At 65.3% G+C, this 26,339-nt stretch carries 23 protein-coding genes and 1 tRNA gene; 15 read left to right on the top strand and 9 right to left on the bottom strand.

Annotation, left to right across the window (positions count from 1 at the left end; translation table 11 throughout):
• Window positions 1-181 precede the first annotated feature (181 nt).
• Window positions 182-1,513: a glucarate dehydratase gene (gene gudD, locus ASC94_RS28870; RefSeq protein ID WP_056404529.1), complete on the top strand. Its 1,332-nt coding sequence runs from the start codon at window positions 182-184 to the stop codon at window positions 1,511-1,513.
• 1 nt (window position 1,514) lies between these two features.
• Here the strand turns inward: gudD and ASC94_RS28865 are convergent, their stop codons facing one another.
• The 5 genes from ASC94_RS28865 to ASC94_RS28845 all read right to left on the bottom strand — a co-directional run bounded on the left by ASC94_RS28865 (window position 1,515) and on the right by ASC94_RS28845 (window position 5,144).
• Entirely contained in the window at window positions 1,515-2,312 is a 798-nt protein-coding gene (locus tag ASC94_RS28865) for an ABC transporter substrate-binding protein (RefSeq protein ID WP_157201638.1), read from the bottom strand.
• Window positions 2,309-3,052 (bottom strand): ABC transporter substrate-binding protein, encoded by a 744-nt coding sequence (locus ASC94_RS28860; protein WP_056404528.1) that lies wholly within the window; start codon window positions 3,050-3,052, stop codon window positions 2,309-2,311. The genes ASC94_RS28865 and ASC94_RS28860 overlap by 4 nt, the downstream gene beginning before the upstream one ends.
• Before the next feature lie 136 nt (window positions 3,053-3,188).
• A complete protein-coding gene (locus tag ASC94_RS28855) occupies window positions 3,189-3,956 on the bottom strand; it encodes a UDP-2,3-diacylglucosamine diphosphatase (RefSeq protein WP_056404526.1) in 768 nt (255 codons plus the stop codon).
• A gap of 11 nt (window positions 3,957-3,967) precedes the next feature.
• Entirely contained in the window at window positions 3,968-4,459 is a 492-nt protein-coding gene (locus tag ASC94_RS28850; protein ID WP_056404524.1) for a peptidylprolyl isomerase, read from the bottom strand.
• Between the two features lie 70 nt (window positions 4,460-4,529).
• A complete protein-coding gene (locus ASC94_RS28845) occupies window positions 4,530-5,144 on the bottom strand; it encodes a peptidylprolyl isomerase (RefSeq protein WP_200955850.1) in 615 nt (204 codons plus the stop codon).
• Window positions 5,145-5,382: 238 nt separating this feature from the next.
• Between ASC94_RS28845 and cysS the strand changes: the two genes are divergently transcribed.
• The 7 genes from cysS (at window position 5,383) to ASC94_RS28815 (ending at window position 12,397) form a co-directional block, all read left to right on the top strand.
• The gene (gene cysS / locus ASC94_RS28840) at window positions 5,383-6,771 is read left to right on the top strand and encodes a cysteine--tRNA ligase (protein ID WP_056404521.1); all 1,389 of its coding nucleotides are present in this window, start codon (window positions 5,383-5,385) and stop codon (window positions 6,769-6,771) included.
• Window positions 6,771-7,430, top strand: a complete 660-nt coding sequence (locus tag ASC94_RS28835) for a DNA-3-methyladenine glycosylase (RefSeq protein ID WP_056404520.1) — start codon at window positions 6,771-6,773, stop codon at window positions 7,428-7,430. The genes cysS and ASC94_RS28835 overlap by 1 nt, the downstream gene beginning before the upstream one ends.
• 69 nt (window positions 7,431-7,499) lie before the next feature.
• Window positions 7,500-8,474, top strand: coding sequence for an acetyl-CoA carboxylase carboxyltransferase subunit alpha (locus ASC94_RS28830; protein WP_056404518.1), 975 nt, complete (start codon window positions 7,500-7,502; stop codon window positions 8,472-8,474).
• A 184-nt stretch (window positions 8,475-8,658) separates the two neighbouring features.
• Window positions 8,659-10,047 carry a tRNA lysidine(34) synthetase TilS gene (gene tilS, locus ASC94_RS28825; protein ID WP_056404514.1) on the top strand — a complete coding sequence of 463 codons (1,389 nt, stop codon included), beginning with the start codon at window positions 8,659-8,661 and terminating at the stop codon, window positions 10,045-10,047.
• Between the two features lie 141 nt (window positions 10,048-10,188).
• Complete coding sequence (locus tag ASC94_RS28820; protein ID WP_056404513.1) at window positions 10,189-11,436, top strand: aspartate kinase; 1,248 nt, start codon at window positions 10,189-10,191, stop codon at window positions 11,434-11,436.
• Between the two features lie 118 nt (window positions 11,437-11,554).
• A tRNA-Ser gene (locus tag ASC94_RS32865) sits at window positions 11,555-11,631 on the top strand.
• Between the two features lie 373 nt (window positions 11,632-12,004).
• Window positions 12,005-12,397: a KGG domain-containing protein gene (locus tag ASC94_RS28815; RefSeq protein ID WP_056404512.1), complete on the top strand. Its 393-nt coding sequence runs from the start codon at window positions 12,005-12,007 to the stop codon at window positions 12,395-12,397.
• A 38-nt stretch (window positions 12,398-12,435) separates the two neighbouring features.
• On the opposite strand, the gene ASC94_RS28810 is transcribed toward ASC94_RS28815, so the two are convergent.
• Both ASC94_RS28810 and ASC94_RS28805 read right to left on the bottom strand, forming a co-directional pair.
• Window positions 12,436-13,479, bottom strand: a complete 1,044-nt coding sequence (locus ASC94_RS28810; RefSeq protein ID WP_056404510.1) for an SDR family oxidoreductase — start codon at window positions 13,477-13,479, stop codon at window positions 12,436-12,438.
• A gap of 15 nt (window positions 13,480-13,494) precedes the next feature.
• Window positions 13,495-14,517, bottom strand: a complete 1,023-nt coding sequence (locus ASC94_RS28805; protein ID WP_056404508.1) for an alpha/beta fold hydrolase — start codon at window positions 14,515-14,517, stop codon at window positions 13,495-13,497.
• 177 nt (window positions 14,518-14,694) lie between these two features.
• Between ASC94_RS28805 and ASC94_RS28800 the strand changes: the two genes are divergently transcribed.
• Both ASC94_RS28800 and ASC94_RS28795 read left to right on the top strand, forming a co-directional pair.
• The gene (locus ASC94_RS28800) at window positions 14,695-15,432 is read left to right on the top strand and encodes a gamma-glutamyl-gamma-aminobutyrate hydrolase family protein (protein WP_082616917.1); all 738 of its coding nucleotides are present in this window, start codon (window positions 14,695-14,697) and stop codon (window positions 15,430-15,432) included.
• 54 nt (window positions 15,433-15,486) lie between these two features.
• On the top strand, window positions 15,487-16,245 hold the full coding sequence (locus ASC94_RS28795) for a hypothetical protein (protein ID WP_056404499.1): 759 nt from the start codon (window positions 15,487-15,489) through the stop codon (window positions 16,243-16,245).
• Between the two features lie 25 nt (window positions 16,246-16,270).
• Here ASC94_RS28795 and ASC94_RS28790 read toward each other — a convergent pair whose 3' ends face one another.
• Entirely contained in the window at window positions 16,271-16,813 is a 543-nt protein-coding gene (locus ASC94_RS28790; RefSeq protein WP_157201637.1) for a hypothetical protein, read from the bottom strand.
• 147 nt (window positions 16,814-16,960) lie between these two features.
• Between ASC94_RS28790 and ASC94_RS28785 the strand changes: the two genes are divergently transcribed.
• Complete coding sequence (locus ASC94_RS28785; protein ID WP_082616916.1) at window positions 16,961-20,878, top strand: beta-galactosidase; 3,918 nt, start codon at window positions 16,961-16,963, stop codon at window positions 20,876-20,878.
• On the opposite strand, the gene ASC94_RS28780 is transcribed toward ASC94_RS28785, so the two are convergent.
• Window positions 20,862-22,172 carry an NRAMP family divalent metal transporter gene (locus ASC94_RS28780; protein ID WP_082616915.1) on the bottom strand — a complete coding sequence of 437 codons (1,311 nt, stop codon included), beginning with the start codon at window positions 22,170-22,172 and terminating at the stop codon, window positions 20,862-20,864. The genes ASC94_RS28785 and ASC94_RS28780 overlap by 17 nt on opposite strands.
• 173 nt (window positions 22,173-22,345) lie before the next feature.
• On the opposite strand from ASC94_RS28780, the gene ASC94_RS32860 reads away from it, so the two are divergent.
• From ASC94_RS32860 to ASC94_RS28760, 4 genes are all read left to right on the top strand, one after another.
• Window positions 22,346-22,516, top strand: a complete 171-nt coding sequence (locus tag ASC94_RS32860; RefSeq protein ID WP_157201636.1) for a hypothetical protein — start codon at window positions 22,346-22,348, stop codon at window positions 22,514-22,516.
• A gap of 459 nt (window positions 22,517-22,975) precedes the next feature.
• Window positions 22,976-24,100, top strand: coding sequence for an acyltransferase (locus ASC94_RS28770; RefSeq protein ID WP_056404495.1), 1,125 nt, complete (start codon window positions 22,976-22,978; stop codon window positions 24,098-24,100).
• 43 nt (window positions 24,101-24,143) lie between these two features.
• Window positions 24,144-24,575 (top strand): thioesterase family protein, encoded by a 432-nt coding sequence (locus tag ASC94_RS28765; RefSeq protein ID WP_056404489.1) that lies wholly within the window; start codon window positions 24,144-24,146, stop codon window positions 24,573-24,575.
• Between the two features lie 100 nt (window positions 24,576-24,675).
• Window positions 24,676-26,259 carry a response regulator gene (locus ASC94_RS28760; RefSeq protein WP_056404487.1) on the top strand — a complete coding sequence of 528 codons (1,584 nt, stop codon included), beginning with the start codon at window positions 24,676-24,678 and terminating at the stop codon, window positions 26,257-26,259.
• The last annotated feature ends 80 nt before the right edge of the window (window positions 26,260-26,339 follow it).

Here is a 26,339-nt window from a genome sequence, read left to right as displayed (position 1 = left end):
TACATCAAAGTCATCGTACAACTAAAATCTCAAGTGTGCGCGGCAGACCGCTTGTTCCCGTGATGCTTGAGAAACTCTTGCACCAGATCTGCAAAAGTCGTACGATGACTGTGATTGTTTTTGATGTTTTAGGACCAAAAACTCATCTGATCTATCATTTTTAATCATTTAGGAGACTAGAATGCACAATTCCACGCCTGTGGTCACCGCGCTGCGCGTCATCCCCGTCGCCGGCCGCGACAGCATGCTGCTGAACCTGAGCGGCGCGCACGGCCCTTACTTCACGCGCAACATCGTGCTCATCACGGACAGCGCCGGCAATACCGGCGTGGGCGAAGTGCCGGGCGGCGAGGCGATCCGCAAGACGCTGGAAGACGCACGGCCGATGGTGGTGGGCCAATCGGTCGGCAACTACAAGGCCATCCTGAACGCCGCGCGCACCGCCTTCGCCGAGCGCGACGCGGGCGGCCGCGGCCTGCAGACCTTCGACCTGCGCATTGCCATCCACGCCGTCACCGCGCTGGAAGCCGCGCTGCTCGACCTGCTGGGGCAGTTCCTCAACGTGCCGGTGTGCGCCTTGCTGGGCGATGGCCAGCAGCGCAGCGCTGTGCCGGTGCTGGGCTATCTGTTCTATGTGGGCGACCGCAGCGCCACCGACCTGCCGTACAACAGCGAGCCCGATGCGCCGGACGCCTGGTCGCGCCTGCGCCACGAAAAGGCCATGACGCCGGAAGCGGTGGTGCGCCTGGCCGAAGCGGCGTATGAACGCTATGGCTTCAAGGACTTCAAGCTGAAAGGCGGCGTGCTGCGCGGCGAAGAGGAAATCGAAGCAGTGACGGCGCTGGCAGAGCGCTTCCCGGATGCGCGCATCACGCTCGATCCGAACGGCGCCTGGCCGCTGAAGGACGCGATCCGCCTGTGCCGCGACCAGCACCACGTGCTGGCCTACGCGGAAGACCCGTGCGGCGCCGAGAACGGCTACTCCGGCCGTGAGGTGATGGCCGAGTTCCGCCGCGCCACCGGCCTGCGCACCGCCACCAATATGATCGCCACCGACTGGCGCGAAATGGGCCATTCGATCCAGCTGCAATCGGTGGACATCCCGCTGGCCGACCCGCATTTCTGGACCATGCAGGGCTCGGTGCGCGTGGCGCAGATGTGCAACGAGTGGGGCCTGACCTGGGGTTCGCACTCGAACAACCACTTCGACATTTCGCTGGCCATGTTCACCCACGTGGCCGCCGCCGCGCCGGGCAACATCACCGCCATCGACACGCACTGGATCTGGCAGGACGGCCAGCGCCTGACCAAGGCACCGCTGCAAATCGAGGGCGGCCAGATCAGCGTGCCGGCCAAGGCCGGCCTGGGCGTGGAGGTGGACATGGGCGCCATTGAGGCCGCGCACCAGGTCTACCTGGGCATGGGCCTGGGCGCGCGCGACGACGCGGTGGCGATGCAGTTCTTCTTCCCCGGCTGGAAGTTCGACAACAAGCGCCCGAGCTTCGTGCGCTGATTTATTTCTCGGCCGGTGCGGGCCTCGGCGTTGCGCGGATGGCCCGGTTCAGTTTTTCCATGGTGTCGGCCGGGATATCCCGGCTGCACACGATATGGCGCTTCAGGCCGGGCGGCACGTCCGGCACCTCATACGGCACCACATTGTCCAGCGAACGGTTGCGCACCCGCGTGTAGTTCCAGTCGTCGCGGTCGGACAGCATGTAGGACACGCGGTCGGCCGCCACCATCTGCATCATGCCCACGCTGTTCACATTGCTCAGCATCTTGCGGTTCGCGCTGCGCCGGATGCGTCCGTCCAGTTCCGCCCCGTACGACGAGCCGTCCACCAGGCCCAGTGTCAGCGCGGGGTCGGCCAGCATCGACGCCAGCCTGGCGTGGGCCTGCACTTTTTCCACCGACTTCGGCGCAATCAGCACCATCTGGGCGGGGTCGGTGTAGATCGGCAGCGAGTACTGCGCAACGGCAGTGCGCTCGGGCAGGTGATACCAGCCTAGGGAACAGTAGTTGCGCATGCCGGTGCGAAAGCGCGACCAGATGCGCTTTTGCGGCTCGCGGACGAAGGCGGCCTCGATGCCGGCGGCGGCGAACAGGGTTTTGCCGTAGGCGAGCAGGAAACCTTTGTCCAGCCCATCTTCGGTGTAGTAATAAGGCGGCTTGTCGGTCCAGGCCACGGTGATGGCGCTGGCCCCCGCCGCGGCAGCGGGGGCGCCGGCGGCCGCAGGCGCGGCGAGCGCCAAGGTCAGGGGCAGGGCCAGGGTCAGGGTCAGGGGCAGCGCGGTGCGGGGGCGGGGGTTCATTTGTCGTACGTGCCGGGTTTGGCGGTGATGCGGATGGCCTGGTTCAGGCGGTCCATGACGGCGCCGGGCACGTCGCGGCTGCACACGATGTGGCGTTTCAGTCCGGGCGGCAGGTCGGGGACGTCATACTGAGCAAGGCTGGCCACCTGCTTGCTGCGCGTGCGCAGATGGTTCCAGTCGTTGCGGTCCGCCAGCATGTAGGAGGCGCGGCCGGCGGCCAGCATCTGGATCATGTTCGTGGTCGGCACGGTGCGGCGCATGACCTGGTTTGCGCTCTGCCGGATGCGGGCGTCCAGCTCGGGGCCGTAGGAAACGCCGTCGATCACGGCCAGGGTCAAGCCGGGATCGGCCATCAGGGAGGCCAGCGTGGCGTGGGCGCGCACGCGCTCCAGCGCGGCGGGCGCCACCAGGACGGTGTGCGGCGGATCGGTGTACACCGGCAGCGAATATTGCGCCAGCGCTTCGCGTTCCGGCATGCGGTACCACGACAGGGAACAATAGTTGCGGGTGCCGTCGGCGAAGCGGGCCCAGATGCGCTTTTGCGGCTCGTGCACAAATTGCGCCTCGATTCCTGCTGTTGCGAACACCTCTTTCGCGTAGTCCAGCATGAATCCTTTCGCTATGCCATCTTCCAGATAGTAATAGGGAGGTTTGTCGCGCCAGGACACGGTGACAGGCTCGGCGGACGCAAGCGCCGCAGCCAGCAGCAGAGGCGTGGCCAGGAATAAACCGGATTTCATCAGACGCATGTTTCAAATTGATAAGACAATTATACGCGGTGATGGCGGAAGTACTCTACAAAGACAATGTACAACTACGTAACAAAAATGTAGGATTGTAATAAATGCCGGGGGCGTGCGGCGGCGCCGCGCCGCGTCAGGCGACGACCGCGCCGTCCAGCTGGTGGCGCGTGATGGCGCCGTCGGGTGCGATGGCGATCCAGCCGCCGCGCGGCGGCACCGCTTCCGGCTCCCAGTCCGGCAGCACATAGCGGCGCTTGCCGTCCACCACGTGCAGGGCGGGGCGGTGGGTGTGGCCATGAATCATGACGTCGGCGCCGGTCTGCTCGAAGATGGCGCTGATCGCCTGCGGCGTCACGTCCATGATCTCGTAGGATTTTTCAGTGTGGGCCTTGCGGCTGTTGTCGCGCAGGCCGGCGATGATGGCCTTGCGCTGCGCCAGCGGCATGGCCAGGAATTGCTGCTGCCAGGCCGGCTGGCGCACCTGGGCGCGGAACTCCATGTACTTCACGTCGTCCGTGCACTGCGCATCGCCGTGCAGCAGCACCACGCGGTGGCCTGCAATCCCGGCCACCCAGGTCTCGGGCAGGATGGTGGCGCCGGAAGCGGCGGCAAAGCCGTCGCGGGCCAGGAAATCGCGGTTGCCGGCGATCCAGAAAACCGCCACGCCGGCATCGCTCACGCGGCGGATAGCGGCGGTAATCTCCTGGTGGAATGGCTCGGCGAGGTCGTCGTCGCCCGCCCAGTACTCGAACAGGTCGCCCAGCAGATAGAGGGATGACGCAGCCGGCGCCTGCCGCTCCATGAAAGCATGGAACGCCGCCGTGATGGCGGGCTGGCCCGGCTGCAGATGCAGGTCGGAGATGAAGAGCGCGCTGAGGCGCCTGGTGCCGTCGGCCTGCATCGGGTACGGAATTAAACCGCTTCGACTTTCTCGATGATGATGTCTTCAACCGGTACGTCGGCGAACATGCCGCTGCGGGTGGTCTTCACTTTTTTCATCGCATCGACCACTTCCTGGCCTTCGGTCACTTTGCCGAATACGGCGTAGCCCCAGCCGTCCTGGCCAGGGTAGTCCAGGAAGGAGTTGTTTTTCACGTTGATGAAGAACTGGGCCGATGCCGAGTGCGGCGCCGAGGTGCGGGCCATGGCCAGGGTGTAGGGCTCGTTTTTCAGGCCGTTCTTGGCTTCGTTTTCCACGGTGGTGTCGGCCGGCTTTTGTTTCATGCCTGGCTCGAAGCCGCCGCCCTGGATCATGAAGCCGTCGATCACGCGGTGGAAGATGGTGTTGTTGTAGTGGCCGGCGTTCATGTAGGCCAGGAAGTTCTCCACCGTTTTTGGCGCTTTCTCGGCGTCCAGCTCAGCGGTGATCTTGCCCATGTTGGTGGTGATGACGATAGTGGTCATGATATTCCTTGAGGTTGTTGTGTTCTGTACTGGGCCGCGACTATACAGCAGCGGCGGCCAAAGCGCTATTCTACTGCGTGACGGCGACCGGCGTTTTCAGTACCGTGGCGGAGGTGATCACGATGGGTTTCACCGGAATGTTCTGGAAAATGCCCTTGTCGTCCACCAGCACGCCCTTGATCTTGTCCACCACTTCCTGGCCCTTCACCACCTTGCCGAACACGGTGTAGCCGAAGCCGTCCTGGCCCGGATAATCGAGGCCGGTGTTGTCCACCACGTTGATGAAGAACTGGGCGGTGGCCGAGTTCGGGTCGCCGGTACGCGCCATGGCCACGCTGTAGGTTTCATTTTTCAGGCCGTTCTGGGATTCGCTCGCCACCGGCGGCTTGGTCGGCTTGCTCTTCAGGTCCTGGGTGTAGCCGCCGGCCTGGATCATGAAGCCGTCGATCACGCGGTGGAAGATGGTGCCCTTGTAATGGCCGCTCTTCACGTAGGACAGGAAGTTGGCCACCGACTTCGGCGCCTTCTCCTGGTTCAGTTCCAGCACGATCTCGCCTTCGGTGGTCTTCAGCGACACTTGCGGGGTCATATTGGGTGCGGCCGGGGCGGCAGCCACGGCGCCGGACAGGGCCACGCCGGCGAACAGGCTCATGAATTTTGCCAGCAGGGTCTTGGTGTCTTGCATATGGTCATCCTTTTTATGTATGTTCTGATAAAACCAGACCAAGATCGGGGCAGTCCGGTTTTTATCAATGCTATACTAAGCGTTGACGTTTCATTCTAGCAAACTAGAACAACAAGATACCGAGGGTCTGTCAGTCTCCACGGACTATGCTTGAGAGCCCGGTGCGGCACCAGAAGTGCCCGCGCCCGGTTGTCGTATTGTCTGGCTGGCTTGCACTTAACAAAAACGCAAGAGTCCGATGAGCAATTTAAAGATTTACAACACGCTGGCGCGCGAGAAACAAGCATTCGTACCGATGGAAGCGGGCAAGGTCCGCATGTATGTCTGCGGCATGACGATCTACGATTACTGCCACATTGGCCACGGCCGCATGATGATGGCGTTCGACGTGGTCTACCGCTGGCTCAAGACATCCGGCTACGAGGTGACCTACGCCCGCAACATCACGGACATCGACGACAAGATCATCAAGCGCGCGGTTGAAAACGGCGAAACCATCGGCCAGCTCACCTCCCGCTTCACCAAATACATGGACGAGGACACCGCCGCGCTGGGCATCCAGCCGCCGACGCTGGTGCCGCGCGCCACCGAGTACGTGCCGCAGATGCTGGCGCTGATCGAAAAGCTGGAAGCGAAGGACCTGGCCTACCAGGGCGAAGACGGCGACGTGAACTACGCCGTGCGCAATTTCGCAGGCTACGGCAAGCTGTCCGGCAAGTCGCTGGACGACCTGCGCGCCGGCGAGCGCGTGGACGTCAACACCGGCAAGCGCGACCCGCTGGACTTCGTGCTGTGGAAAGCCTCCAAGGAATCCGAGCCGGAAGAAGTGAAGTGGGACTCCAAGTGGGGCAAGGGCCGCCCGGGCTGGCACATCGAGTGCTCGGCCATGTGCGCGGCGCTGCTGGGCGACCAGTTCGACATCCACGGCGGCGGCGCCGACCTGCAGTTCCCGCACCACGAGAACGAGATCGCGCAGTCCGAGGGCGTGACCGGCCATGCGCTGGCCAACTACTGGATCCACAACGGCTTCGTGCGGGTGGATAACGAGAAGATGTCCAAATCGCTGGGCAATTTCTTCACCATCCGCGACGTGCTGAAAAAGTACGACGCCGAAGTGGTGCGCTTCTTCATCCTGCGCGCCCATTACCGCAGCCCGCTGAACTACTCGGACGCCCACCTGGACGACGCCAAAGGCGCCCTGACGCGCCTCTACACGGCGCTGGATGGCGCCCAGCCGGACGACCAGCCGCTGGACTGGACCGATGCCAACGCCCAGCGCTTCGCCGAAGCCATGGACGACGACTTCAACACGCCGATGGCCGTGTCGGTGCTGTTCGACCTGGCCACGGAGCTGAACAAATCCAAATCGCCCGCCGTGGCGCGCCAGCTGAAACAACTGGCCGCCGTACTGGGCCTGCTGGAGCGCGCGCCGCAGGAATTCCTGCAAGCGGGCGTGGGCGCGTCGGGTGACGGCGCCGCCGCCATCGAGCAGCGGATCGCCGAGCGCGCCGCCGCCAAGAAGGCGCGCGACTTCGCGCTGTCGGACAAGATCCGCGCCGAGCTGCTGGCGGCCGGCATTGTCCTTGAAGACAAGCCTGACGGCACCACCAACTGGCGCCGCGCATAATGGTGAAGGCCACGGACATGATGGGGGCGCAGTCCCCAGCGGTAGCAGTGCCGCCGTACTGGGAAGAAGCCAAGCAGGAGCTCATGAAGCGCGACCGCATCATGAAAAAGCTCATCCCGCAATTTGGCGACCTGCACCTGGTCGGCCACGACGACCCGTTCACCACCCTGGCCCGATCCATCGTCAAGCAGCAGGTCACGCCCAAGGCCGCCGCTGCGGCCTGGCAGAAGCTGCTGGCGGCCTGCCCGAAATTCACTCCGGCCACCGTGCTCAAGGCCGGCGCCGAGGAGCTGGCCGCCTGCGGCCTGTCCAAGCGCAAGACCGAATACATCCTGGACCTGGCCGACAACTTCAAGGCCAAGAAGGTCCACGCCAGCCAATGGGACCAGATGGATGACGAAGCCGTCATCGCCGAACTGGTGCAGATACGTGGTATCACGCGCTGGACAGCGGAGATGTTTTTGATATTTAATCTGCTCCGTCCCAATGTTCTGCCGCTGGACGACCCCGGTCTGATCCAGGGCATCAGCCAAAACTATTTCTCCGGCGAGCCCGTTTCCCGCAGCGATGCGCGCGAAGTATCGGCCAACTGGGAGCCCTACCGGACCGTCGCCACCTGGTATTTATGGCGTAGTCTGGACCCGGTTCCGGTAGAATAGCGAAAAATTCGCCCGGCGCGAGGCTGGCCCCAGGGCCGCCCGCCATCCGGGCCATAACACGGAGGTACAATGACCAAGACAACTTTCCTCAATTTTGAGCAACCGATTGCGGAACTCGATTCCAAAATTGAAGAACTGCGTTTCGTGCAGGACGACTCGGCCGTCGACATCTCCGAGGAGATCGACCGCCTGGCCAAGAAGAGCCAGCAGCTGACCAAAGACATCTACGCCAAGCTGACCCCCTGGCAAGTGGCGCAGATCGCGCGCCACCCGCAGCGTCCATACACCATGGACTATGTGAATGAAATCTTCACCGACTTCCATGAACTGCACGGCGACCGCAGCTACGCGGACGACCAGTCCATCGTCGGCGGCCTGGCGCGTTTCAACGGCCAGGCTTGCATGGTCATCGGCCACCAGAAGGGCCGCGACACCAAAGAGCGCGCCATGCGCAACTTCGGCATGCCCAAGCCGGAAGGCTACCGCAAGGCCATGCGCCTGATGAAGCTGGCCGAGAAATTCAACCTGCCGATCTTCACCTTCGTCGATACGCCAGGTGCCTTCCCCGGCATCGATGCCGAAGAGCGCGGCCAGTCCGAAGCCATCGGCCACAACCTGTACGTGATGGCGGAATTGAAAGTGCCGCTGATCGCCACCATCATCGGCGAAGGCGGCTCCGGCGGCGCGCTGGCGATTGCCGTGGGCGACCAGGTGCTGATGCTGCAATACGCCACTTACTCGGTGATCTCGCCGGAAGGCTGCGCCTCGATCCTGTGGAAGACCAGCGAACGCGCGGCCGACGCCGCCGAAGCGCTGGGCCTGACCGCGCACCGCCTGAAAGCCATCGGCCTGATCGACAAGATCGTGTCCGAGCCGCTGGGCGGCGCGCACCGCGACCCGAAAGCCATGGCCACCATGCTCAAGCGCGCGCTGGCCGACTCGCTGCGCCAGTTCCACGGCATGAAAACCAAGGACCTGATCAATGCCCGCCATGAGAAGCTCATGAGCTACGGCAAGTTCAAGGAAACCACGCCGCAAGAGTAATTCAGCGCCATCCGCTGACACCAGACCGGAGCCGGCGCCAGCCGCTCCGGTTTTTTGCATTTGGCGGCGCAGCGTCGGCGAGTTACGCTGCGCTAACCCGCCCTACGGACCCCGCTATCGGAACGTAGGGCGGGTTAGGCGCAGCCGTAACCCGCCGGGCGCCGCCAGCACCCCCGGAGTCCCCATGAAAAAGCAGCAAACCGCCACCCTCGCCAGCACCTACGCCCAGGCGGTCAACAGCGCGCAGGACGGCGGCCGCATCGCCATCGCCCTGAGCGGCGGCCTCGATTCCTCCGCGCTGCTGCACCTGGCGCACGCCCATGCCAAAGAGCAGGGCATCGCCCTGTACGCCTTCCACGTCCACCACGGCATCAGCCCCAACGCCGACGCCTGGCTGGCCCACTGCGCGCAGCAATGCGCCGCCCTCGGCGTCCCATTCGAGGCGCGCCGCATCACGCTGGAAAACGCCCGCAAGAGCGGCATCGAAGCGGCCGCCCGCAAGGCCCGCTACGCCGCGCTGGGCGCCCTGTGCGCGGAGCACGGCGTGAACCTGCTGCTCACCGCCCACCACCAGGACGACCAGGCCGAAACCGTGCTGCTGCAGCTGCTGCGCGGCTCCGGCACCGCCGGCCTGTCCGGCATGGACGCCGCCAACACCGCCCCCGAACTGCTCGCCAATCCGGACCTGGTGATGATGCGCCCCCTGCTGTCCGCCTCGCGCAAAGAGCTCGAAGCCTACGCGGCGCAGCACGGCATCGCCCATATCGAAGACGAATCCAATGACGACCCGCGCTACGCCCGCAACGCGCTGCGCCACACGGTCATGCCCGCGCTGGCGCAGTACTTCCCCGGCTTCCAGGAGCGCTTCGCGCGCAGCGCCCAGCACGCGCAGTCCGCCCAGCGCCTGCTGACCGAACTGGCCGAACAGGACCTGGCCGCCACCCTGGACGGCGACTGCCTGCAAGTGGCCAGGCTGCGCGAGATGAGCACCGACCGCGCCTACAACCTGCTGCGCCACTGGTTCGCGCTGCGCGGCCTGAGCATGCCGTCCACCGCCTGGCTGTCCGAAATGCTGGCGCAGCTGCTCGAAGCGCGGCACGACACGCAAATGCTGGTGGTGCACCCCGAAGTGGACGTGCGCCGCCACCGCGACCGCCTGCACCTGATTGCCAAGCTGCCCGAGATCGCCGGCACCCGCGAAGACCAGTTCGACGACTCGCCCGGCCAGGACTTCCGCTGGAACGGCCAGGCCGCCATCGACTTCCCCGACTACGGCGGCGTGCTGCACATCGAGGCGGCGGAACAGGGCCTGGACGCGGCCTGGCTGCGCGGCCAGTACCTCACCATCGAGTTCCGGCGCGGCGGCGAACGCCTGAAACCGGCCGGCAACCGTCCCACGCGCGCCCTCAAGTACCACTACCAGACCCTGGGCATCCCCGCCTGGGAGCGCGGCCGCCTGCCGGTGGTGAAAACCCCGGCCCAATTGCTGTTTGCCGCCGGGATCGGCATGGACTGCCAGCAAATAGGGCAGGGCGGCGGCGAACGTGTGGTATTCCGGTGGGAAGCCAAATAAAAGTCGGTACTGTGGCGATTTCGTATGTCCATATGCCAATACTGTATGACGTCATAACTTTTTTGGCTTGTCGTTTCGCACTGCAACATGTAGAGTAACAAGCCTCCCTTTTTTCAATCTTCGAGCGGAAACATCACTGTTATGGCTTTAATCGTTCACAAATATGGCGGAACGTCGATGGGATCGACCGACCGCATCAAGAACGTCGCGCGCCGCGTCGCCAAATGGCACGACGCAGGACACCAGATCGTCGTGGTACCGTCGGCCATGTCCGGCGAGACCAACCGGCTGATCGCGCTGGCAAAGGAAATTCAAAACCCGCCCGACCCGCGTGAACTGGACATGATCGCCTCGACCGGCGAGCAGGTCTCCGTGGGCCTGCTGTCGATGGCGCTGCAAGCGATCGGCAAGGCTGCGGTCTCCTACGCCGGCTGGCAAGTGGCGATTAAAACCGACTCCGCCTTCACCAAAGCCCGCATCCAGTCGATCGACGACGAGCGCGTGCGCAAAGACCTCGACGCCGGCAAGATCGTCATCATCACCGGCTTCCAGGGCGTGGACGACAACGACAACATCGCCACCCTGGGCCGCGGCGGTTCGGACACCTCGGCCGTGGCGATCGCCGCCGCGCTGAAGGCGGCCGAATGCCTGATTTACACCGACGTGGACGGCGTCTACACCACCGACCCGCGCGTGGTATCGGAAGCGCGCCGCCTGAAGGCGATCACGTTCGAAGAAATGCTGGAACTGGCCTCGCTGGGCTCGAAAGTGCTGCAGACGCGCTCCGTGGAATTCGCGGGCAACTACCGCGTACCGACGCGCGTCCTGTCGTCGCTGACCGATCCGCTGATGGATCTCGCCACCGAAGCCAACTCCGGCACCCTGATTTCGTTTGAGGAAGACACCAACATGGAACAAGCAGTCATCTCCGGCATCGCCTTCAACCGCGACGAAGCCAAAATCACCGTGCTGGGCGTGCCGGACCGTCCGGGCGTGGCCTACCACATCCTCGGCCCGGTGGCCGACGCCAACATCGAAGTGGACATGATCATACAGAATCAGTCCGTGGACGGTAAAACCGACTTCACCTTCACCGTGTCGCGCAACGACTACCAGAAGGCCATCGACGTACTGGAAGGCCAGAAAGCCGAAATCGGCTACAGCACCCTGGTGGGCGACGCCAAGGTATCGAAGATCTCCGTGGTCGGCGTCGGCATGCGTTCCCACGTAGGTGTCGCCTCGCAAATGTTCCGCACTCTGAGCGAAGAAAACATCAACATCATGATGATTTCCACCTCCGAGATCAAGATTTCGGTCCTGATCGACGAAAAGTACATGGAACTGGCGGTACGCGCGCTGCACAAAGCGTTCGAACTGGAAAAAGAGTAAAAAAGATGGTCCGTTTCCTTGACCAAACAAGGGGCGGGCCATTAATATAGCGCTCGTCTGATCTGAAGCGGCAACGTGGAAGAGAGGGCAAATAGTTGAGTAATCAGCTAGGAGACGTGGCCGAGTGGCCGAAGGCACATCCCTGCTAAGGATGCATACGGCTTATACCTGTATCGTGGGTTCGAATCCAGAACAAATAAAAACGGGCTCCCCTGCGGGAGCCCTTTTTTATTTGTTCGGACGGAGCCGGTGGGATTCGAAGGGCTGGGCCTACCGGCCCAGCCCTCTCCGAATCGCCCATCTGCTGCGCGCGATGCGCGCAGCCCCGCGCGCCGAGGGCGCGCGACGCCCGCGTCATCTAAAAAAGAGATGAACGAAACGGACCAGTAATCTCAGTCCCCATCGCGTTTTGAATCCCGGTCCATCAAAGCCAGCCACATCCTACAAAAGCACCCTACGGTAGCCGACGCCAAAATCCCCGCATCCGCCTACCATGATGACTCCCGCATCGGTGCTGTGCCACAGTGCCGACGGCGGCTCCACAAACTTTTGCTTAAAGGAGAACATCATGGCAAGCTCGAACCAAGGCGGTAACCAAGGCGGCAACAAACAATCCGGCAACCAAGGCAACCAGGGCGGCAACAAAGGTGGCGACACCAGCAACCGCGGCTTCGCCTCCATGGACCCTGAGCGCCAGCGTGAAATCGCGGCCGAAGGCGGCCGTGCGGCACACGCCTCCGGCGCAGCGCACGAGTTCACCTCGGAAGAGGCGCGCAAAGCCGGCAGCATGAGCCACAAAAACGACGGCAACCAGCAGAGCGGCAGCGGCGGCTCGGGCAGCGGTGGCGGCGGCAACCAGGGCGGTAACCAGGGCGGCAGCAAAGGCAGCTCCGGCATGCGCGGCGGCACGCCCGAGCAGCATGCCGAAGCGGGCCGTCAAAGCCACAAAAACGACCGCTAATCCCAGCGTTTCGGCGGTGCCCCGCACCGCCGAATACCTCACCTTGCCAGGGTTCTCACCCTGGCATTTTCTTGCCCTTTCCCCTGCAGCTTCCAGGCAGCAAACAGCGCGCCGCCCACCAGCAAAGCCATGCCCAGCGGCTTGCCGCGCATGCTCAAGAAGGTGTACGGCGACGATTCGTGTACCCTGCTGCGGCGTCCGCCCTGGCGCTGCTGCAGCGCCGCCCCGTTGGGCTGGTACAGCGCATCGCTGCGGTTGGCCGCGGCCGGCCGCGCCGACTGCTGCTGCCTGAACATCACCAGGTTCATGAACTTGTCCAGCAGGCGCGGCATGTGCGCCGCCTCCAGCGACATCAGGCGCGACGCGCCGCCCACGTACACATCGCGCCGCGCATGCTGCGCCGAATACAAAATGGCATCGGCCACCAGCTCCGGCGCATACAGCGGCGCCGGCAACTCCGGCTCGTGCTCCAGGTAATTGCGCGCATGTCCGGTAAACAGCGTATCGACGCCCGCCGGCCTGATCAGGGTAACCGACACCGGCACGCCATCCTTCTCGATTTCCATGCGCAGCGCATCCGTGAAACCCTTCACCGCATGCTTGGACGCCGAATACATGCCCTGCAGCGGCACGGCGCGGTCGGACAGCTCGCTGCCCAGGTTGATGATGGCGCCGCCGTGCTGCTTCATCAGCTGGAGCGCCACCAGCGATCCATGCACCACGCCCCAGAAGTTGGTGCGGAACAGTTGCTCCTGGTCCGCCTGCGGCACGTCCTCAAGCCGGCCGTAAATGGAAACGCCGGCATTGTTGACCCAGGTGTCCACGCGGCCGAAGCGCTGCAGGGCGGCTTCGCCCAGCGCATGCACTTCCGCGCGGATGCCGACATCGGTCGGCACGGCCAGCGCCTGCGCACCGCTATCCCCAAGCTCGGCGGCCAGCGTCTCTAGCGCCGCCCGGTCGCGCGCCGCCAGCACCAGCCGCGCGCCGCGCTTGGCGGCCATGCGGGCAGTGGTCAGGCCGATGCCGCTGGTGGCGCCGGTGACGACCATGACTTGAGAGGCTAATGGTTTTAAGGTTGCCATGATGCTCCCCCTTTCTCAAAAACTGACAGTATGGCTGCGCGTACTAAGCGGGCCATCGGCGCGCATCCCTGGCGGCTGTAAGACTGGACTTTCAAGCAAGGCCGCCGTGTGCGCGACGCGCTCCACCGCCTGCGCCAGCGTCTGCTGGGAGATGTGCTGGATCATGTGCCCAGCGCCGGGCAATACGGTCAGTGCGCTCTGCGCCATGTCCTCGTGCAGGCGCGCCGAGTTGTGGTCCGTGTCCACGATCTTGTCGCCATCGCCCGCCAGGATTTCCACCGGCATGCGCAGCTCGGGATAGGACGCCTTCAGCGCGGCGGCGCTCGGTATCATCATGGCGATCTCGGCCGCTTCCGCGCGCAACTGCCCGGGACGCAGGCTCATCCATTTTGGATGCTGGCGGAACGTCTCCGGCACCGCCTGCGGCGAGAACGCCCGCCGCGTCACCAGCGGCCAGGCCAGCCTGCTGATCAGCGGCGAGATCGTATAGCGCATCAGGTCGCCGATGATGGGAATGGCGGGCGTGGTCGTCAGCACGTCGAAGCGCACGCTGGGGTAGTAGTAGCCGGACGCCAGCACCATGCCGGCCACCAGCCGCGGTTCCTGGTGCGCCATCGCCAGCGCCACCATCGTGCCCCAGGAATGCGCCAGTACCAGGGTGCGCGTCACGCCTAGCTGCGCCATTGCGCGCGCCAGCAGGCGGGCCTGGGCCGCCGGCGTCCAGACGGTGGAGCGGGGCCGCGCACTGTAGCCGAAGCCCGGGCGGTCAAAGGCGATCACGCGGTAGTCCTGTGACAGGCGGTCCAGCAGGCCCGCGTTGCGGAAGTCTTCCGCCGTCACGCCGTTGCCGTGCAAGAGCAGCAGCGTCGGGCCTGTTCCCTGTTCCAGATAGTGCAGGCGTACCCCGTCTACGGTTAGAAAATTTCCGCGCGGCGGATGGTCTTTTTCCGCCTGGCGGGTCTTGCTGCGCACCAGCAGCCAGGATGCGGCCAGCACGGCGGTGGCGCCAAGCGCGTACTTCAGTTTGGTGTTTTTCATCGCGGGTCCTCATTGGGTGGGTGGTTCATGATGCGCCCCCGGCGCACCCGCCGGTATAGGAATGCTGTGACGCAGCATGTAGGAGTGGCTCTTGAAATTTAGTTAGGACTCTTGACTGGCAATGTGTGTGGGCATATGATGCGTTATCAATTAGGAATCCTAACTACTGGAGCTGAGATGAACTGTATTGCAATCCATCACGTGCGGTTTGAAGACTTGGGCAGTTTCGCCCAACCCCTGGCGGACGCCGGCTATCAGATCAGCTACCGGCACGCCGGTGCGGCGCCATTGTCGGAGCGGGAGTGGATCGACACCGGCCTGATCGTGGTGCTGGGCGGCCCGATCGGCGTCAAGGACACTGAACTGTATCCATGGCTGGCGGCGGAAGTGGAAGGCCTGGCGCAGCGCCTGTCGCGCAAGCGGCCCACTGTGGGTATCTGCCTCGGCGCGCAGCTTATGGCGGCGGCGCTCGGTGGCCGGGTCGTGCGGCGCATAGGAAGCAGCGGCGCGCCCGAGGCCGAGATCGGCTGGTCGGTGCTGGGGCTGGCTGGTGGTGGCAATGGCGCCGGCGGTGCCGATGCCGCCGGCAGCGCCGGCCCGCTGCAGCACCTGCGCGGCGTGCCGGTGCTGCACTGGCACGGCGACAACATCGTGCCGCCGGATGGCGTGCTTGCCGCCGCCGCGACGCCGCACACGCCGTGCCAGGCATACGCCGTCGGCAAGCACGCACTGGGCCTGCAGTTCCACGCCGAATTCCATGCGGACGCGCTGGAAGAGTGGCTCACCGGCCATGCCGTCGAACTTCAGCACGCCGGCGTCGACTTCCCGCGCCTGCGCGAAGACACCCGCCGCCACGGAGACGGCCTCATCCGCGCCGGCCGTGCCTTGATGCGCGACTGGCTCGCGGCGCTGTAAACAGCATTTCAGTTTCGGCCGATTCCCGGCCCCACTCAGGAAGGAAAAGAAGAAATGAAATTCACCAAGCAAGCCATTGCTGCAGCCGTGTTGCTGACCGCCTTCGGCGCGCAAGCCCATGAGCGCCACCAGGCGCCGAACGCGCATGCCAGCGGCATCCAGACCGCGCCCGGCAAAGGGGTGAACGCGCCGTTCGACATCGTCCACACCAAGATCTCCACGGAAGGCAATACCGCCGTGTTCCACATTGCCGTGTCGGGCAAGGCCGGCGAGTCGCGCCCATCTAAGGTCGGCAAGCTGGCCGGCAGCAATGTATTCTCCTATGTCTGGCCCACCACGATGGACCCGTCGGTGGTCGGCTTCGACAAAGGTGCCGGCATCCTGGCCTTCGCCGTCACCTCCCACCCCGATTTCGACGACACCCCGCTGTACGACGAAAACGGCGACGGCGACCTGAAAAACGACGGCGACCTGTGGCACTCGCACTGGGTCGTGCTGAAGCAGGACGACGCCTGCGGCAAGGGCGCGCTCAAGGTGGTCGACATCCCCGAAGGCGCCAAGCCCAGGCTGCCGAAGACCTGGCCCGGCCTGCCGCTGCTGATCGACAGCCCCGGCTGGAGCCCTATCTTCAAAGGCGAATCGCTCGAAGTGCGGGTACCGTTCGACGACGTCAGCCAGGTCACCGGCGCCGGCTTCGACGGCGTCACCGCCGCGCTGCGCGTGAACGCCAGCGTCCACAGCCCGCTGCTGTGCGTGGTGGACGTGTTCAAGGTCGCATCGGGCAAGCTGACCTTGCCGGGCAAGGTCGAGTAAAGGCGGCGTCTTTTGCGCGCGCGGCTTATTCGGGCCGCGCTGCGCACCATCGCAGGATGTCCTGGACGGTTTCAGGACTGGCGCTGAGGATCAATTTTCGGCACTTGGCGTCCCCTTCGAACGTGATGACATGAGCAGGCATGGCCGATACCGCGCAGAAGGTAAGGGCGCCGTTGCTGCTCCAGAACCAGCCGGACAAGTAGCCGAACAGCGCAATGCCATTCTTGCGGCTTGTGAGCTCCAGCGCGTCCGTGCTGGTGACCTGCCGTACCGTCGCCAGCTTCACGGCTCCGCGCTGCACCACCAGCGTGTACAGGCTATGCCGTATCACCAGCAACTGTTCGCTCAATTCCACTTCATGCCGCTTCGCGCTTGCGAACAACACGCCTGTCAGGGCGGTCAGGATCGCCGCAGCTATGCCTAGCGCCACCCACCTGCTGTCCGTGCCTTGACCGGCTTTCAGTGGAGGCAGGATGACCAGGCTGATCGTCAGCACCAGCGGGGCTATCAGCGTGACCGCCAGATAAAACAGCTGACGGGGTAAAACGGGGATGTCGATTTTGTTCAAGCGCATTCCACTCGTTGTCGTTGCACAGGCCCTCATCCTGCGCGAAAGTGGCGAATTTTGCAAACAATCACCGTTTTGACAAATGCGTGGCGGCGGCTCGCATTAGGATGGCGGGCGAACGTCCCATAATAAGCGTAGGAGTAGAACTTGGCCCTCACGAACCATACCCGCCGCCGTGCCGCCCAGCCGCATGCCCCGTATCTTGGCCGCCTCGCGGCTGCTGCCGCCGTTGCCGCCGTCTGCGGCACCTTGGCCGGCGCTGCGCTGGCGCAAGAACTGGGCATCCCGCAAGCGTCCGACAGCGCGCGGCAGGCACCCCAGGCCAAGGCCGGCGTGGGCGCTAACAAGGCTGCGGGCCAGCTGGTCTACCTGATGTCCAGCTTCACCGCCAGCGCACCCAACGCGCTCAGCCTGTTCACCTCCACCGACGGCGCCAACTTCGCCACGCTGGCGTCGGAAACCTACACCGCCCCGCAGCCCCTGCTGCGTGACCCGTCCATCATCCGCCACAGCGATGGCTATTACTATGTGGTCCACACCAGCAGCGAAGACGGCGCCAGCTTTGGCGTCGCGCGCTCGAAAGACCTGAAAACCTGGCAACCGCTGCCCGAAGCCGCTATCAGCCTGCCCGGCGTGGCCGGCGCCCGCGCGCCCGAATGGCTGCGCGACAAGGACGGCAGCCTGAAAGTGGTGGTCTCGCTGTCCAGCACCGGCGCCAAGGGCACTTTCGCTCCCCACATTCTCGAACCGGACGCCGGCTTCGCGACATGGTCCGCGCCCAAGCCGCTGGCCGGCCTGCAAGGCTACCTGGACACATTCGTGGTCGCGGCAGGCAAGGGCTACGCCGCCTTCGTCAGGAACCAGCAAACCGGCTACATTGAACTGGCTACCGCCGCTTCCCTGTCCAGCCCATGGACCGTGGAGAAGAAGGGCGACTGGGCCGGCTGGGGCGCGGGCCGCGAGGGCCAGGCGCTGGTCAGGCTGCCGGACGGCGGCTGGCGCATCTATTTTGGCGACGCGCAAGGGAAGGGCGCCTGGTACTCGGACGGCGACAGCAGCTTCAAGCAGTGGACGCCGAAGAAGGAAGTCGGCGGCGTATCGGGCGTGGCGCGCCACTTCACCGTGCTGGCCGAAGACGCCAAAGCCTATGCGGAAGCCATCAAGCCCAAAGGCCAGCCGAAAAGAATCGCCTGGGACGAGCACTCGCTGACCGTGGACGGCAAGCGCGTGGTGGTCTGGTCCGGCGAGGTGCACCCCTTCCGCCTGCCCAACCCTTCGCTGTGGCGCGACGTCATCCAGAAGATGAAAGCTTCCGGCTTCAACGGCGTGGCCTTCTACTTCGACTGGGGCTACCACTCGTCCGCCCCCGGCGTGTACGACTTCTCCGGCGTGCGCAACGTGGAGCGCGCGCTGCAGATCGCCGAGGAAGAGGGCATGTACATCATCGCCCGCACCGGCCCTTACGTGAACGCCGAGCTGACCGGCGGCGGCTACCCCGGCTGGATGTTCCGCAACCGCGCCGAGGCGCGCACCGACGACCCGGTCTACACCGCCGCCACCGACGAGTGGATGACGCAGATTAACGCCATCATCGCCCGCCACCAGGCCACCACGGGCGGCGGCAACGTCATCGCCTACCAGCTGGAAAATGAGCTGGGCAAGGTAGAGCCCAAGCACGTGCGCCACATGGAGCACCTGGCGGCCAAGGCGCGCGCCGACGGCATCACGGTGCCGTTCTTCCACAACGCCGCCGGCCGCCTGCCCGACTGGGCGCCGAAGCATTCCGCCGCCCCCTGGGCCAACCAGGGCCCCACCGACCTGTATGCCTTCGACGGCTACCCGGGCGGCACCTGCAATGTGTTCGCCGATCCGTCCGGTCCCAACAAGGCGCCCGACTGGGGCATCCACGGCCAGCCCGGGCCGAAATCCGGCGGCCTCACCTCGCCCAAGACGCCCGGCTTCGCCGCAGAACTGGGCGGCGGCTGGTTCGACTACTGGGGGTCGAACGGCACCTACAACTGCACCGCGCAGCGCCAGGGCAAGGGTTACCAGCGCGTGTTCTACGGCACCAACCTGATCAACCGCATCACCATCCACAACATCTACATGACCTTCGGCGGCACCTCGTGGGGCTGGCTGGCCGGGCCGGTGGTGTACACCTCCTACGACTACGGCGCAGCCATTGCCGAAGACCGGGGCTTGCGCGACAAAGCCTACGCGCTCAAGCAGCAAGGCATGTTCGTGCAGGCGGCGGAGCAGGCACTGGCCGAGATGGACAAGGGGCCCGAGCTCAAACCCAGCAACGGCAAGATCAAGGTCTACCACAACATCAATTCCAGGCTGGGCACCCACATCCTGTTCGCGGTGCATAACCCGTCCGACGCGCTGAGCGACGACCGCGCCACCTTTTCCCTGGCCACCAGGGACGGCACGTACCAGATCCCGGTGCGCGTGAACGGCCAGGACGGTAAGCTGCTGCTGGCCTCCTACCCCATGGAACGCCAGCACCTGGTGTATTCCAGTTCGGAGATCCAGACCCATTTCCGTAACGGCGAGCGCGACGTCGTGCTGCTGCATGGCCGCGACAGGGAGGAGGGCGAGACCGTGCTGCGCTACGTTTCCGCACCCAAGGTGGAAGTCCTGTCCGGCAAGGTGGCCTCCAGCTTCGACGCCGCCCGTGGCGACCTGAAACTGAGCTACGTGCACGACGGCCTGGCGCGCGTGCGCATCAGCGGCGGCGGCCGCGCGCCCATGCTGCTGTTGCTGGCCGACGAAAAAACCAGCTTCCAGATGTGGCGCCAGGACACGGCCAGCGGCGCGATGCTGGAACTGACCCCGGCGCTGGTGCGCTCCGCAACACTGGCAGGCGGCAAGCTGGCGCTCACCGGCGACACCAGCCAGGATGCGGCGCTGGAAATCTGGGGGGCGCCGGCCGCGTCGGCCGTCACCTTCAACGGCGAGGCGCTGGCGGCGAGCGTGCAGCCGGACGGCAGCATCAAGACCGGCACCGTCAAGGGGCCGGCGCCCGTGGCCTTGCCGGACCTCGCCGCGCAGCCATGGACGCGCCGCATGGACAGCCCGGAAGCGCAGCCCGCCTTCGATGACAGCCAGTGGGTCAAAGCCGACAGCCGCGCCTCCGCCGCGCAGACCTGGACCACGCCCGAGCGCGGCCAGCCCACGCTGAGCATGAGCGACTACGGCTTCCACCACGGCGACGTGTGGTATCGCGGCCGCGCCACGGTGGGCGGCCAGAAAGCCAACCAGCTCGAGCTGTTCTACGGCGCAGGCGGTGCCGGCATGATCCAGGTGTGGGTGGACGGGAAGTTCCTGGGACAGGATGAAATGGACACCGGCCGCCAGTTCCCTGAAACCACCGACAGCGTGAAGTTCGCGCTGGGCGATCTGGCGCCGGGCGAGCACCTGATCTCCGTCATGGTGCGCAACAACTCGCACAACTGGAACCTGATGGCGGACGACTACCACCGCGAAGCGCGCGGCCTGATCTCGGCCTCGCTCACCTCGCGCGGCGGCAACCGTTTCGCTGTGCCGATCGAATGGCGCATCCAGGGCAACCAGGGTGGCGAGCAGATAGCCGACGTGGTGCGCGGTCCGATGAACAACGGCGGCCTGAATGGCGAGCGCCAGGGCTGGCACCTGCCGGGCCGGCAGGACGGCTGGCAGGCCGCCGGACCGGGTGACGCGCCGCCGGCGCCCGGCACCTACTGGCTGCGCACCAGCTTTGCGCTGGACCTGCCCAAGGGCCACGACGTGCAGCTCGGCCTGGCCTTCGGCGACACGGGCAAGCCGCGCTCGGAGCGCAGCAACCGCGCGCTGATTTTCGTAAACGGCTGGAACATGGGCCAGTTTGCCGCCAACATCGGCCCGCAGCGCACCTTCGTCATCCCGCCGGGCATCCTGAACCCGAACGGCCAGAACACCATCGCGCTGGCGGTGACCACCGACGGCAAGGCGGAGAACGCGCTGGAGCCGGTCCGGCTGGTGAACCTGCGCACCGCGCGCGGCGGCGTGCCACTGGAGGTCATGGACGCTAGCGGAGCGAAGTGAGCGCCATGGCGGCCACCGCCGCCGCCATGACGGCGGTGCAGGTCCAGCCCAGGAAGCGCAGGCGGCGCGAAATGACCAGTGGCCCCATCACGCCCTTGCGCCCGGCCAGCAGCATCACCACCGCCATCACCGGCACGGCGATCACGCCGTTGATGACGGCGCTCCAGTACAGCGCCCGCATCGGATCGATCTTGGTGAAGCACAGCGCCGTACCGCCCACGGTGGCGGCGATGATAATCGCGTAGAACTTCTTTGCGTCGGGGTAGGGCAGCTCCAGACTGTTCTTCCACTGCATGGCACCGGCAATGGCATAGGCTGCGGACCCCGCCAGCACGGGCACGGCCAGCAGTCCGGTGCCGATAATCCCGACGGCAAACAGGGTGAAGGCGAACTCGCCCGCTATCGGCCGCAGCGCGGACGCCGCCTGTGCCGACGTTTCAATGTGCGTGATGCCGTGCGCACCCAGCGTGGCGGCTGTGGTGAGCATGATGAACAACGCCACCAGATTGGAAAAGCCCATCCCCACCACGGTGTCGATGCGGATGCGGCGCAGCTGCTCCGGCGCCTGCGCGCGGGCGTGCTTGAGCGCCTGCGCCTCCGGATCGGCGCGCAAATCCTCAACCTCCTGCGAGGCCTGCCAGAAGAACAGATAGGGGCTGATGGTGGTGCCGAAGATGGCCACCAGGGTGGTGATGTAGGACTTGTCCCAGCTTAGCTGCGGCATCGCCATAGCCTTGGCGATGTGCAGCCACGGAAGGTTCAGCATCAGGGCAGTCGCCACGTAGGCCAGCAAGGCCAGCGTAAGCCACTTCAGCACTTTCACATAGCGCTGGTAGGGCATCGTCACCTGTAAAAATACCGACAGCAGGCCGGCGCCTGCCGCGTACCAGTGCGCCTGGCCGCCCGCGATCAGGCGCACCGCGTCGCCCATGGCGGCAACGTCGGCGGCGATATTGATGATATTAGCCACCAGCAGCAGGAACACAATCGAGTACAGCAGCCAGGGCGGGTAGTGGCGGCGGATATTGGTGGCCAGGCCATGGCCGCTGACCCGGCCGATCTGCGCGCTGATCAACTGTATGCCCACCATGAGCGGGAACGTCAGCACCATGGTCCAGGCCATGTTGTAGCCGAAATGGGCTCCGGCCTGGGAATAGGTGGCGATGCCGCTGGGGTCATCATCGGCCGCCCCGGCCACCAGGCCGGGTCCGAGCTTGCCGAACCAGCCGCCTGACGCGGGCGAACTGGCAGCAGGGCCGCTTTCTTCAATGCGCAACTTCTCGCTGGCGGTCATGGCGTCTCCTCTGTTTCACACAGCCTACGCTGAGCTCATGCTTTCGACAGTTATGTTCCCCACATAGGGAGAGGACGGTGCGGGAAAGTGGCCTGATTGTTAGCTGGTGCACAGAGCGGTGGAGCGGGCGCGCGCAAGCTAGGCACAGCCACAATCAACCAAGGGAGGGCGTCATGGCGAAGCAAAAATCGGGCAGCGGCAGCAAGCAATCGTCGGCCGGTTCGGGATCCAAGCAGTCGGCGGTCCAGGAGGAGCCCAAAGCGGGCAAGGACGCGGCCAGCCACACCAAGGCCGGCAGCGACAAAGGCAAGGGCGGCGGCGCCAAGCAGCAGCGCAAGCACTAAAGGAAAACGCGGTCCCTTGACCAATCGGGAAGCTGCCATTACTATAGCGCTCGTCGACTCCGGCACGGCAACGTGAAGGGGAAGGCATAGTTGAGTAATCAGCTAGGAGACGTGGCCGAGTGGCCGAAGGCACATCCCTGCTAAGGATGCATACGGCTTATACCTGTATCGTGGGTTCGAATCCAAGCCTCCCCTGCGGGAGGCTTTTTTCGTTGCTCTGGACGGAACGGTGGGATTCGAAGGGTTTGCGCGTGCCGCGCAAACCCTCTCCGAATCGCCCATCTGCTTCCCGCTGCGCGGGAAGCGCCGCGCGCCGAGGGCGCGCGCCCCCGCGCCCCACCTGCAGGGCGACCCCAACCGTAAACTTCGGCTATCATACCGCCCGGTCCGCAATATCAAAGCCAGCGAGTCTTGCGCGTAGGCATTGTCGGAGAATGGAAACGCAAGCAAGGGATGGGAATGAACGCAGTAGCAGCACGTACGGGGCAGGCCGCCGCCCCGGCACAATTTGGCTTGATCAACCTGTTGAAGGCGGGTGCTGCACAGCTGATCGTGCTGCACCACCTGGCCTTCTATGGTCCCATGTCCGACCACGTGCGCGCCCTGATGCCCGAGCTGATGGACTGGCTCACCGGCCATGCACGCATCGCCGTGCAGGTCTTCCTCGTCGCTGGCGGCTTCCTGGCCGCGAAGTCCCTGTCGCCCGCCGGCCGGCCCGGCGTGGCCGCGCCGCTGCACACCATCTGGCGCCGCTACGCCAAACTGGCGCCGCCCTTCATGGCCGCCACGCTGCTGGCGGTGGGCGCCAACGCCCTGGCCGGCGCCTGGATGTCGCACGACTCCATCTCCGCCGCCGCCACGTTCGGCCAGCTCAGTGCGCACGCGCTGCTGCTGCACAGTGTGCTGGGCTACGAATCGCTGTCGGCCGGCGCCTGGTACGTGGCCATCGACTTCCAGCTCTACGTCTCCATGGTGCTGCTGCTGTGGCTTTCCGGCCGCCTGGCCGGCGACAGCCTGCGCACCTGGCTGATGCCCGCCGTGATGCTGGCCGCTGTCGCCAGCTCCCTGCTGTACTTCAACCTGGACAGCGGCTGGGACAACTGGGCGCCATACTTCTTCGGCAGCTACGGCCTCGGCGTGCTGGCCTGGTGGGCCAGCGACGCCAAGCGCAAGCCCGGCGCGGTGGCCTTGCTGCTGGCAATGCTGGTGCTGCCCACGCTGGCCGCGCTGGTGCTGGAGTTCCGCCTCCGCATCGCCGTGGCGCTGGCGGTGGCCTGCATGCTGTTCGCCTTCGGCCGCGCCAGGCTGGCCGCCGACGCCGGGTGCGCCTGGCAAGCCGTCAATGCGCTGGCGCGCACGTCCTACGCGGTCTTCCTGATCCACTTCCCGGTCTGCCTGATCGTGAACGCAGCCTTCACCCGCTACGCGCCGGCCGAACCGTACTGGCAGGCAGCGGGCATGCTGATCGCCTGGAGCGCCAGCCTGGCCGCCGGTGCCGCCTTCCACCGCTGGGTGGAAGTGCCGCTGGGCCGCGTCGTCACGGCGGCGGCGCAGCACGTCTACGCGCGGCCCGCGCTGGCCTGAGCGCTGCCCTATAATGGCGGCTCACGGACCACACTGAGACGCCATGCCCTGGGACTACCCGCAAGCCTATACCATGCCGCTGCAGCCGCAGGCACAGGACATCGACGGCCTGCAGCACACCAACAACGCGGTCTACGTGCGCTGGTGCGAAGCGATAGGCTGGTCCCACTCCGAAGCACTGGGGCTGGCGCTGGCCGACTACCACCGCCTGGACCGCGCCATGGCCATCCGCAGCGCCACCTATGACTACCTGCTGGCCACGCGCCTCGGCGAGCCGCTCACGCTGGCCACCTGGCTCACCGCCAGCGACGGCAAGATGACCATGGAGCGCCGCTTCCAGCTGATCCGCAACAGTGACCAGGCCACTGTGCTGCGCGGCCGCTGGGAACTGGTGTGCGTCGACATCAGCGCCGGCCGCCCGCGCCGCCTCCCACCCGAATTCAGCGCCATCTATCTGCAGGCCGTCGTGGGCTGAATGTCCCGCCGCCAGCGACAAATAGATGCGGGGACAGAAAATTTGCCTGATAATGTGTGCGACCGCCGTACGCAGCGGTTGAGCTTACCCCGGAGGGCGTATGGCGCAGGTGTTGAAGGTGCTGGTGGTGGACGACGTTGAAACGATGCGCAAGGTGACGGCGGGGCAGCTGGCGTCGTTGGGCTACGGCCCGATCGACATGGCCGGCGACGGAGCCGAAGCCTGGCGCATGCTGGAGCGCAAGCGCTACGACCTCGTGATCTCCGACTGGAATATGCCCGCCATGACCGGCATTGCGCTGTTGCAGCAAATGCGCGCCAGTCCGCGCCATATCCACACGCCGTTCATCATGATCACCGCCGAGGCGGAGCGCACCCGCATCGAGGCGGCCATCGCCAGCGGCGTTAGCGACCTGCTGGTGAAGCCTTACACGGCGGGGCGGCTGGCAACCAGCGTGCAGCGCGCCATCTCCCACCGGGCTCCCGAACCGGCGCCGGGCGCCCAGTCCGCTGCGATGCCGGCGCCGCCGCATGCCGCGGCGGCCGGCCCGGTCCACCTGCCGCCGCTGGCGCCGCCGCCGCCGACCCTGCTGCTGGTTGACGACACGGCCGACAATCTGCATGTGCTGGCAAACGTGTTCAAAGGCGTCTACCGCATCAAGGCGGCGCACAACGGCGAAAAGGCGCTGGCGCTGTGCTGTTCCGACACGCCGCCCGACCTGGTGCTGCTGGACGTGATGATGCCCGATATGGACGGCTTCGAGGTGGCCCGCCGCATGCGCCAGCATCCGAATGCCGAGAACGTGCCTATCATCTTTGTCACGGCCCTGACCAGCGACGCCGCCCGCACCGAGGGAATGACGCTGGGCGCGGTCGATTTCGTTACCAAGCCGATCGACCCTTTCCAGCTCAAGCTACGCGTGGCCAATTTCATGCGTTACGTTGAGCTGCGTCGCCAATTGCAGGCCGACTACGACAATATGTTGGCCATGGCGCGCCTGCGCGACGACGTGGAAGCCATGACTCGCCACGACCTGAAAGGCCCGCTGGCCGGCGCCATTGGCATCCTGCAGGCGCTGATCGACGCAGGTGACCTGGATCGCCGCCAGGGCGAGCAATTGCGCCTCGCAGAACAGGCGATGCTGCAAGTGACGGACATGGTCAACTTGTCGACCGAGTTGTACAAGATCGAGACCGGAAAATACCTGCTGCGGCCGGAACCGCTGCCGATCAGCGACGTGCTTCGTCGGGTCGTTGAAACGGCGCGCGCCAGCTACGCCGGCAAGCAGCTGGTGATCGCGGTCGACACCGATTTCGATGTCGGCACCGATCCGCCGGTGGGGCTGGGCGATGCCATGCTGACGTATTCGCTGCTCAACAACCTGATCAAGAATGCCTGCGAGGCCGCGCCTGAGCGCAGCCGGGTCAGCGCCACGCTGTACGCCGGCAGCCCGCTGCGCATCGAGATAATTAACAAGAGCGTGATCCCGGAGCAGATACGGCCGCGCTTTTTCGACAAGTTCGTCACGGGCGGCAGGGCAGGGGGAACCGGGCTGGGAACCTATTCGGCGCGCTTGCTGGCGCGCGCGCAGCACGGCGACGTGGCCTTTGCGGTGGATGACGAGGCCCAGACGACGACGCTGATCGTGACTTTGCCGGCCGCGCCGCCGGTGCTGCCGGCATAGCGCCCTGCCGACCGCTGCTGACCGCTGCTGACCGCTGCCGGCCAAGCCGCCGGTGCCGGCCAAGCCGCTGGTGCCGGCTG

This window comes from Massilia sp. Root418 (genome assembly GCF_001425265.1).
GTDB lineage: Bacteria > Pseudomonadota > Gammaproteobacteria > Burkholderiales > Burkholderiaceae_D > Rugamonas.
This window is presented reverse-complemented; position numbering and strand designations above follow the sequence as displayed.

Bases quoted from the DNA above. Each gene is read 5' to 3' on its own strand.
- gudD (WP_056404529.1), top strand. From the start codon at position 182: ATGCACAATTCCACGCCTGTGGTCACCGCGCTGCGCGTCATCCCCGTC.
- ASC94_RS28865 (WP_157201638.1), bottom strand. From the start codon at position 2,312: ATGAACCCCCGCCCCCGCACCGCGCTGCCCCTGACCCTGACCCTGGCC.
- ASC94_RS28860 (WP_056404528.1), bottom strand. From the start codon at position 3,052: ATGAAATCCGGTTTATTCCTGGCCACGCCTCTGCTGCTGGCTGCGGCG.
- ASC94_RS28855 (WP_056404526.1), bottom strand. From the start codon at position 3,956: ATGCAGGCCGACGGCACCAGGCGCCTCAGCGCGCTCTTCATCTCCGAC.
- ASC94_RS28850 (WP_056404524.1), bottom strand. From the start codon at position 4,459: ATGACCACTATCGTCATCACCACCAACATGGGCAAGATCACCGCTGAG.
- ASC94_RS28845 (WP_200955850.1), bottom strand. From the start codon at position 5,144: ATGCAAGACACCAAGACCCTGCTGGCAAAATTCATGAGCCTGTTCGCC.
- cysS (WP_056404521.1), top strand. From the start codon at position 5,383: ATGAGCAATTTAAAGATTTACAACACGCTGGCGCGCGAGAAACAAGCA.
- ASC94_RS28835 (WP_056404520.1), top strand. From the start codon at position 6,771: ATGGTGAAGGCCACGGACATGATGGGGGCGCAGTCCCCAGCGGTAGCA.
- ASC94_RS28830 (WP_056404518.1), top strand. From the start codon at position 7,500: ATGACCAAGACAACTTTCCTCAATTTTGAGCAACCGATTGCGGAACTC.
- tilS (WP_056404514.1), top strand. From the start codon at position 8,659: ATGAAAAAGCAGCAAACCGCCACCCTCGCCAGCACCTACGCCCAGGCG.
- ASC94_RS28820 (WP_056404513.1), top strand. From the start codon at position 10,189: ATGGCTTTAATCGTTCACAAATATGGCGGAACGTCGATGGGATCGACC.
- ASC94_RS28815 (WP_056404512.1), top strand. From the start codon at position 12,005: ATGGCAAGCTCGAACCAAGGCGGTAACCAAGGCGGCAACAAACAATCC.
- ASC94_RS28810 (WP_056404510.1), bottom strand. From the start codon at position 13,479: ATGGCAACCTTAAAACCATTAGCCTCTCAAGTCATGGTCGTCACCGGC.
- ASC94_RS28805 (WP_056404508.1), bottom strand. From the start codon at position 14,517: ATGAAAAACACCAAACTGAAGTACGCGCTTGGCGCCACCGCCGTGCTG.
- ASC94_RS28800 (WP_082616917.1), top strand. From the start codon at position 14,695: ATGAACTGTATTGCAATCCATCACGTGCGGTTTGAAGACTTGGGCAGT.
- ASC94_RS28795 (WP_056404499.1), top strand. From the start codon at position 15,487: ATGAAATTCACCAAGCAAGCCATTGCTGCAGCCGTGTTGCTGACCGCC.
- ASC94_RS28780 (WP_082616915.1), bottom strand. From the start codon at position 22,172: ATGACCGCCAGCGAGAAGTTGCGCATTGAAGAAAGCGGCCCTGCTGCC.
- ASC94_RS32860 (WP_157201636.1), top strand. From the start codon at position 22,346: ATGGCGAAGCAAAAATCGGGCAGCGGCAGCAAGCAATCGTCGGCCGGT.
- ASC94_RS28770 (WP_056404495.1), top strand. From the start codon at position 22,976: ATGAACGCAGTAGCAGCACGTACGGGGCAGGCCGCCGCCCCGGCACAA.
- ASC94_RS28765 (WP_056404489.1), top strand. From the start codon at position 24,144: ATGCCCTGGGACTACCCGCAAGCCTATACCATGCCGCTGCAGCCGCAG.
- ASC94_RS28760 (WP_056404487.1), top strand. From the start codon at position 24,676: ATGGCGCAGGTGTTGAAGGTGCTGGTGGTGGACGACGTTGAAACGATG.